General features: G+C 70.3%; 7 protein-coding genes. 3 read left to right on the forward strand and 4 right to left on the reverse strand.

Annotated elements, in window-relative coordinates:
* The first annotated feature begins 40 nt into the window (after positions 1-40).
* The 3 genes from NA8_RS28290 (at position 41) to NA8_RS28300 (ending at position 2,511) form a co-directional block, all read left to right on the forward strand.
* Positions 41-745: an ESX secretion-associated protein EspG gene (locus NA8_RS28290; protein WP_063053379.1), complete on the forward strand. Its 705-nt coding sequence runs from the start codon at positions 41-43 to the stop codon at positions 743-745.
* 93 nt (positions 746-838) lie between these two features.
* Positions 839-1,213: a hypothetical protein gene (locus NA8_RS28295; protein ID WP_063053380.1), complete on the forward strand. Its 375-nt coding sequence runs from the start codon at positions 839-841 to the stop codon at positions 1,211-1,213.
* Positions 1,210-2,511 (forward strand): hypothetical protein, encoded by a 1,302-nt coding sequence (locus NA8_RS28300; RefSeq protein ID WP_063053381.1) that lies wholly within the window; start codon positions 1,210-1,212, stop codon positions 2,509-2,511. The genes NA8_RS28295 and NA8_RS28300 overlap by 4 nt, the downstream gene beginning before the upstream one ends.
* Before the next feature lie 413 nt (positions 2,512-2,924).
* On the opposite strand, the gene proB is transcribed toward NA8_RS28300, so the two are convergent.
* From proB to rplU, 4 genes are all read right to left on the reverse strand, one after another.
* Positions 2,925-4,052 (reverse strand): glutamate 5-kinase, encoded by a 1,128-nt coding sequence (gene proB, locus NA8_RS28305; RefSeq protein ID WP_040865568.1) that lies wholly within the window; start codon positions 4,050-4,052, stop codon positions 2,925-2,927.
* A gap of 151 nt (positions 4,053-4,203) precedes the next feature.
* Positions 4,204-5,658, reverse strand: coding sequence for a GTPase ObgE (gene obgE / locus NA8_RS28310; protein ID WP_063053382.1), 1,455 nt, complete (start codon positions 5,656-5,658; stop codon positions 4,204-4,206).
* Between the two features lie 121 nt (positions 5,659-5,779).
* A complete protein-coding gene (rpmA, locus tag NA8_RS28315) occupies positions 5,780-6,046 on the reverse strand; it encodes a 50S ribosomal protein L27 (RefSeq protein ID WP_043721591.1) in 267 nt (88 codons plus the stop codon).
* Positions 6,047-6,068: 22 nt separating this feature from the next.
* Complete coding sequence (rplU, locus tag NA8_RS28320; RefSeq protein WP_062977502.1) at positions 6,069-6,380, reverse strand: 50S ribosomal protein L21; 312 nt, start codon at positions 6,378-6,380, stop codon at positions 6,069-6,071.
* Positions 6,381-6,729: the final 349 nt, after the last annotated feature.

A 6,729-nucleotide genomic window follows, 5' to 3' on the forward strand; every position in this document is an offset into this window, starting at 1 on the left:
CGAGCAGCATTGGCGGGTTCGGTGAGGATGTGATTCGGCCGTGGAATGGACCTTCACTCCGGACGAGTTCGCCTATATCTGGCGCGAGACCGACCTGGACCGCCACCCCTACCCGCTGCGCATCCTGGAGACGCCCCGCACCGAGGACGAGGCCGAAAAGTTGCGCATCGCCCTCGCGGAGCGGCTGCCGCTGCGCTCCGACCCCGACCTATCGGCCTGCCTGCGCATTCTGGCCGAACCGCACACCAGGATCGTGGCGATCGGCGGCACGCATCAACCGGGCAGCGAACTACGGTTGCTGGCCGCCGCCATCTACGATCGCGCCGTGCTCGCGGTGCAGGAACCCGGTGCCAGCCCGGATTTCGGTGGCCGCGTGCGCATTTCGATCGGCCACAGCACCAAGCTGGGCCGGCGGATCGCGGCGCTGCTGCCGAGGACGCCCGCGGGCCGCGAACCCGCTCGAGTCGCGTCCGGTGACGCGGTACGCGACCAGGAGACCGTGCGCGCGCGGCAACAGGCGGCGCCCCGAATCCGCAAGCTGCTGCTCGAGCCACATACCGCCGAGGGCCACATCAGAATCGAACCGCGATTGGATCGTCCCACCCCGCCCCCACCGATCCACTACACCTGGATCGATGTACGCGACGACGGAAGATACCTGATCAAAGCGGGCGACGAAGTGCGTATCGCCCCCGCCTCCGCCGAGCAGATCGCCCTCCAATTGCAAAAGCGCATACCGGTATAGCTCGTTATCGCGGCCGTGGCCGCCGACTAATGCTGACCCGGCACTGGGCTTCCGGTTAGTCTGAGGCGGACCGACCGATCTCAGGGGTGAGCGATGACGATCGAGACCAGCCGAGCCGATATCGCCCGATTCAAGGAGGCCGCGCAGAGCGGGACCGTCCAGTTCGATCCGGCGGCGGCTCGGCAGTGCGCTGAAATGTATGAGCGGCAGGCCGATCGGCTGCTGCACCTACAGCAGCGCCTCCAATCCGCCGCGGACCTCGGCGGTTTCGGTGGATTCGTCTCCGCGCAGCAATTGCAGGCCGGTTTCAGCCACAAGGCGCGGGACGCGGCGGCGCTGCTCGACCACTACATCGAAGCGGCCTATCGCATGAAGGAAGCGTTCCTGATCAGCGGAGGACTGTTCGAAGAGGCCGACGCCGCGAACGCCGCCGCCCTGAGAGCGGTCCAGACGAGGTTGCCCCGATGAGCGGCTCCGATCCCACCTACATCAGCTCGATGGAGCATTTCGAGTCCCTGCGGCACGAGGAGATCTACGCGAAGGCGCAGCAGATCGACGCCGCGCAGGTACTGCGCGCCTCGACCATCTGGCTCGACGCGGCGGGGGCGCTCACTACGTCGTTCCCACTCACTCGCGGCAGTGTGGACCGCGTGATGGACAACGCCGGATGGAAAGGCGCCGCCGCCGACGCCGCGCAGGCATGCGCGCGCAGTTTCGCGGCGTCGGCCGACGAGCTGGCCGCGGTGCTCGGTCAAGTGGGCGCCCGGCTCGGCGGCGTCGCCGCGGCCGCCGAGGCGGTGAAACTCGCGGTGGTGCCGCCGGGCGCGTCCGGGCCGGTCGGCGCGATCGCGCGACTGCTGGAAGCGGCGCACGTCATCAACGCGCAGATGGCGCAGGAGGCACTGCGCCAGGAAGCCGTGCTCGCGATGAACATGGTCTACAAGCCCGCCTACTCCGCGGCGGGAACCGCCGTGCCCGCGCTGCCCGAACCACCCGCTGTCACGGCGCCGGCCGCACCACAGGCGCTCTCCCCCGGCACACCGAGATACTCGACACCCGAGCCGGTGCTGCCGGACGACGAAACACCGCCGGACACAACGCAACCCACACCTGATACCACACGACCCGCACCCGACGCTCCGGAATCGTCCGCGCCGTCCCATCCACCGGCATCGCCGACCCAACCGGCGCCGGACCCACAGCAGACTCCCTCGGCGCCACCCACCCAGCAGACGCCATCGCCGCAGCAGTCCCCGTCCACAGAGACCCCGACGCCGCAGCAGGCCCCGTCCACCCAGACACCGACCCCACAACCGTCGCCGTCGCCGTCGCCGTCGCCGTCGCCGTCGCCCGAGCCTGCACCGCAGACACAGCAGGCGCCCTCGACCACACCGCCGCCGCCGAGCCCTTCTCCCGCACCGGACATTCCAGAGCCCGCGCAACCGCCGAGCTCGTCGGCTCCCCCACCGCCCCCACCCGCACCGCCAACCCCGGAACCCGTCCAACCACCGAGTTCATCGGCTCCCCCACCGCCCCCACCCGCACCGCCAACCCCGGAACCCGTCCAACCACCGAGCTCGTCGGCTCCCCCACCGCCCCCACCCGCACCGAGCCCTCCACCGCCCGCGCAACCCCCGGCTCCGGGCCCCGCCGGGCCTGGGGTTCCACTGCCCGATCCGGGTGGCCAACCCGGCGTCACCGGCCCGGTGGAAGGCAACCAGCAGCAGATACCGACGACCAACCAACCGGGCGTCGTCCCGTCCTGACGGCCGGTCCGCCGACCCGGTCACCACGCTGTGGCGGCGGGCAGTCCTCGGCAGCACAGCACCGGCGCTGCCCGGAACTGTCGCGTCCTGCCTCGTCGGCCAGGACTGCGGTGCGCCCGACTCATCGCCTCCGTCAGCGCATCTCGGACACGGATGGTGTCACCACGCCGTCTCCACAGCTCCCGGCCGTCACCGCGCAACCTGATGTCGACCGGTTGCGAGCCCAGAACTGCTTCGCGTCGCCGCGACGGCCACCGCCGAACAGAGCTCGGCCGAGCCGCGATCGACCCGCCCGGCTCGCGAACACGTTCACTGGGGTGCACGAGCAGATGAGTTCTCGGGTTGGGCCCCGTGGCGTCAGGCCGGGGCGAAAGAGCGCACGGCTGTGCGCGACATGCCGCGCCAGTGCGGGATCAGACCTTGACCAGGTCGTCGGCGTGGATCACGGGGCGTTGCATCGTGTCGGGGAGTTCGGCGGTGGAGCGGCCGAGCATGCCCGCCAGTTCGGTGCTGTCGTATTCGACGACGCCACGTGCGACGACGCGGCTGTCGGGGGCTACCAGGTCCACCACATCACCGCCGTAGAAGCGGCCCCGCACGCCGACGATACCGGCCGCGAGCAGCGATCGGCGCCGGTGCGCGACCGCTTGGACGGCGCCGTCGTCGATGAGCAGGGCGCCGCGGCTGTCGGCAGCGTGCCGGACCCAGAACTTGCGGGCGGACAAGCGCACCGGGCGGGCGGCGAACGCGGTGCCGACGGTGCCGGTGGTCAGCGCGGTGGCGGCCGATGAGGCGGCGGCCAGCAGGACCGGCACGCCCGCGTCCGCGGCCAGGCGCGCCGCCGACAACTTCGACGCCATGCCGCCGGTGCCGAGCGCGCCGCCGCTGCCCGCGATGACGCCGTCCAGGTCGGCGCTGCTGCGCACTTCGGGAATCAACGTGGCCGCGCCCTTGCGCGGGTCGCCGTCGTAGAGGCCCGCCACGTCCGATAGCAATACCAGCGCGTCGGCGCCGATCAGGTGGGCGACCAGCGCGGCGAGCCGGTCGTTGTCGCCGAAGCGGATCTCTTCCGTTGCCACGGTGTCGTTCTCGTTCACCACGGCCACCGCGCCGAGCGAGCGCAGTCGGTCGAGGGTGCGCTGGGCGTTGCGGTGGTGCTCGCGGCGGGCGAAGTCGTCGGCGCTCAGGAGCACCTGCCCGACCGTGCGGTGGTACCGGGCGAACGACGTGCCCCAGGCGTGCGCGAGAGCCAGCTGCCCGACGCTCGCCGCGGCCTGCTTGGTCGCCAGATCACGCGGACGGCTGGTCAAGCCGAGCGGCGCGATGCCCGCGCCGATCGCACCCGAGGACACCACAACCACATCGGATCCGGCGCGCATCCGCGCCTCCACCGCATCGGCGAGCAGATCCAGCCGCGCGGTGTCCAAGCCGCCTTTCAGACTGGTCAGCGCCGACGAACCGATCTTCACCACGACCCGGCGCGCCGCCGCGATCGCCCGCCGCGCCTCGCTCAGGCCCGACGAATCCGCCTCGGCAGTCATGGATTTCATCTGCATCGCCACCGAACTCCCTGCGCCACAATCGAATCCACGTTAGCCGGGACCCTTGCCCCGACCATACCCGGACCGCCCGCGATCGAGGCCGCCGAACGCGGCACCCGCCGCGAGCGCACGACTCGACCGTCGTCCACCTCTACTCCTCGTCTTCCCGCACCAGACCGCGGCGCACCCGGGACGCGTGCTTGCGCTCGGCCGCGCTGACCCGGTCGGTCTGCTCCAGCCGGATGTCGGTGCCGCGCCCGGTGGGCACCATGTCGATGCCCGCCGATATCTGGGGTTCCCACTCGAACGTCACGTCGCCGATGGTCACCGGCGCTCCCGGCTCCGCGCCCAGCCGCACCAGCTCGTCTTCCACGCCCAGGCGGGCCAGACGGTCGGCCAGGTAGCCTACGGCCTCGTCGTTGTCGAACTGGGTCTGCCGCACCCAGCGCTCCGGCCGGGTGCCGCGCACGATGAAGCCACCCGGCTCCTCCGGGTCGGCGAGCACGCTGAACCCGGTGTCGTCCACCGCGATCGGGCGGATGACCGGGCGCTTGGGCGCGGCCTGCGGATGCTCCTCGCGGTACCGGCGCACCAGATCGGCGAGGGCGAAGGTCAGGGGGCGCAGGCCCGCCCGGCTCACCGCGGAGATCTCGAACACCGGCCAGCCGCGCTCGCTGAACTCCGCGGTCACCATCTCGGCCAGTTCGGCCGCGTCGGGCACATCGATCTTGTTCAAGATCACCACACGCGGCCGGCCCGCCAGGTCACCGAGTGCGGCGTCCGCGCTCAGCGCGGGCTTGTAAGCGGCGAGTTCGGCCTCGAGCGCGTCGACGTCGGATACCGGGTCGCGGCCCGGCTCCAGCGTCGCGCAGTCCACCACGTGGGCGAGCACCGCGCAGCGCTCGAGGTGCCGCAGGAAGTCCAGGCCCAGACCGCGCCCCTCGCTGGCCCCAGGGATCAATCCGGGCACATCGGCGACGGTGAAGGTGGTGTCACCGCTGGCGACGACGCCGAGGTTGGGCACCAGCGTGGTGAACGGGTAGTCGGCGATCTTCGGCTTGGCCGCCGACAGCACCGAGACCAGCGAGGATTTGCCCGCCGAGGGGAACCCCACGAGCCCGACGTCGGCGACCGACTTCAGCTCCAGAACCAGGTCGAGTTCTTCACCGTCCTCGCCGAGCAGCGCGAAGCCCGGCGCCTTGCGGGCTTTCGAAGCCAGCGCGGCGTTGCCGAGCCCGCCGCGACCGCCGCGCGCGACGATGAAGCGGTTGCCCGAACCGACCAGGTCGACGAGCACCTTGCCGTCGTCGTCGAGTACGACGGTGCCGTCGGGCACCTTGAGCACAAGATCGGCGCCCTGCTTGCCGTCACGGTTGCCGCCCTCACCCGGCTTGCCGTTGCCCGCCTTCGCGTGCGGGTGGAAATGGAAGTCCAACAGGGTGTGCACGTTGGCGTCGACCTCGAGGATGACGTCGCCGCCGTTGCCGCCGTTGCCGCCGTCCGGCCCGCCGAGCGGCTTGAACTTCTCACGGTGCACCGAGGCGCAACCGTGGCCGCCTTTACCCGCACGCACATGCAGTACGACACGGTCGATGAACTTGGACATACGCCGAATCATCCTCCTTCGGGACTGGTCGTACTGGGACTGGTCGTTCGAGAACACGAAAAACGGGCCAGGGTTTCGAGACCCTGACCCGCTCGCTGTGTATCCGGAAGTGGTTCGGCGGTCAGGCCTGAACCGGCTCCGGGATCACGATGTTGACGGTCTTGCGTCCACGCTTGGTGCCGAACTCGACCGCGCCCGCCGACAGGGCGAACAGGGTGTCGTCACCGCCACGGCCGACGTTCACGCCGGGGTGGAAGTGGGTGCCGCGCTGACGCACGAGGATCTCGCCCGCCTTGACGGTCTGGCCGCCGAAGCGCTTGACGCCGAGTCGCTGGGCGTTGGAATCACGCCCGTTGCGGGAGCTGGACGCACCCTTCTTGTGTGCCATAGCTGGTTCTCCTCGGGATGTCTTACTTGATGCCGGTGACCTTGAGGACCGTCAGCGGCTGACGGTGACCCTGGCGCTTGTGGTAGCCGGTCTTGTTCTTGAACTTATGGATGCGGATCTTCGGGCCCTTGGTCTGCTCGACCACCTCGGCGGCCACGGAGATGTCGGCCAGCTTCGCGGCGTCGGTGGTCAGCTCGGCGCCGTCGACGACGAGGACCGGATTCAGCGCCACGGCGGTGCCCGGCGCGCCCTCGATCTTCTCGACCTTCACCAGGTCACCGACCGCGACCTTGTACTGCTTTCCGCCGGTCTTGACGATCGCGTACGTTGCCATCGGTCGGCTGCCCTTCTTCCTGTAGTGCTCGGCACTCGTTCACGCGGCGACACCTCCGGTTTGATGCCACCGGAAACCGCCACACGACTGGTCTGGTAATCGCCACCGCCTCGGCATCTGGTGGCTCTCGGTACTGAACTGTCGAGAACCGGGCCACGGAGGCAAAAACATGTTGCCACCGGGCAGCGACTGTCCAAGATTACAGGACGGCCACCGCCACGACCAAACCGGCGTCCACCCCCGCTCCCGGCCGATGCCACCGGTTCGCTGCCGACACGCACGTGGCCCCCGCCGGAGGCGCCGGCGGGGGCCACGGAACGTGCGCGACGACTCAGTGCGACGCGTCCGG

The organism is Nocardia arthritidis NBRC 100137 (genome assembly GCF_001612765.1).
Taxonomy (GTDB): domain Bacteria; phylum Actinomycetota; class Actinomycetes; order Mycobacteriales; family Mycobacteriaceae; genus Nocardia; species Nocardia arthritidis.

Coding starts and splice junctions, on each gene's coding strand:
- proB (WP_040865568.1), bottom strand. CDS start 4,052: ATGACTGCCGAGGCGGATTCGTCGGGCCTGAGCGAGGCGCGGCGGGCG.
- rpmA (WP_043721591.1), bottom strand. CDS start 6,046: ATGGCACACAAGAAGGGTGCGTCCAGCTCCCGCAACGGGCGTGATTCC.
- NA8_RS28295 (WP_063053380.1), top strand. CDS start 839: ATGACGATCGAGACCAGCCGAGCCGATATCGCCCGATTCAAGGAGGCC.
- obgE (WP_063053382.1), bottom strand. CDS start 5,658: ATGTCCAAGTTCATCGACCGTGTCGTACTGCATGTGCGTGCGGGTAAA.
- NA8_RS28300 (WP_063053381.1), top strand. CDS start 1,210: ATGAGCGGCTCCGATCCCACCTACATCAGCTCGATGGAGCATTTCGAG.
- rplU (WP_062977502.1), bottom strand. CDS start 6,380: ATGGCAACGTACGCGATCGTCAAGACCGGCGGAAAGCAGTACAAGGTC.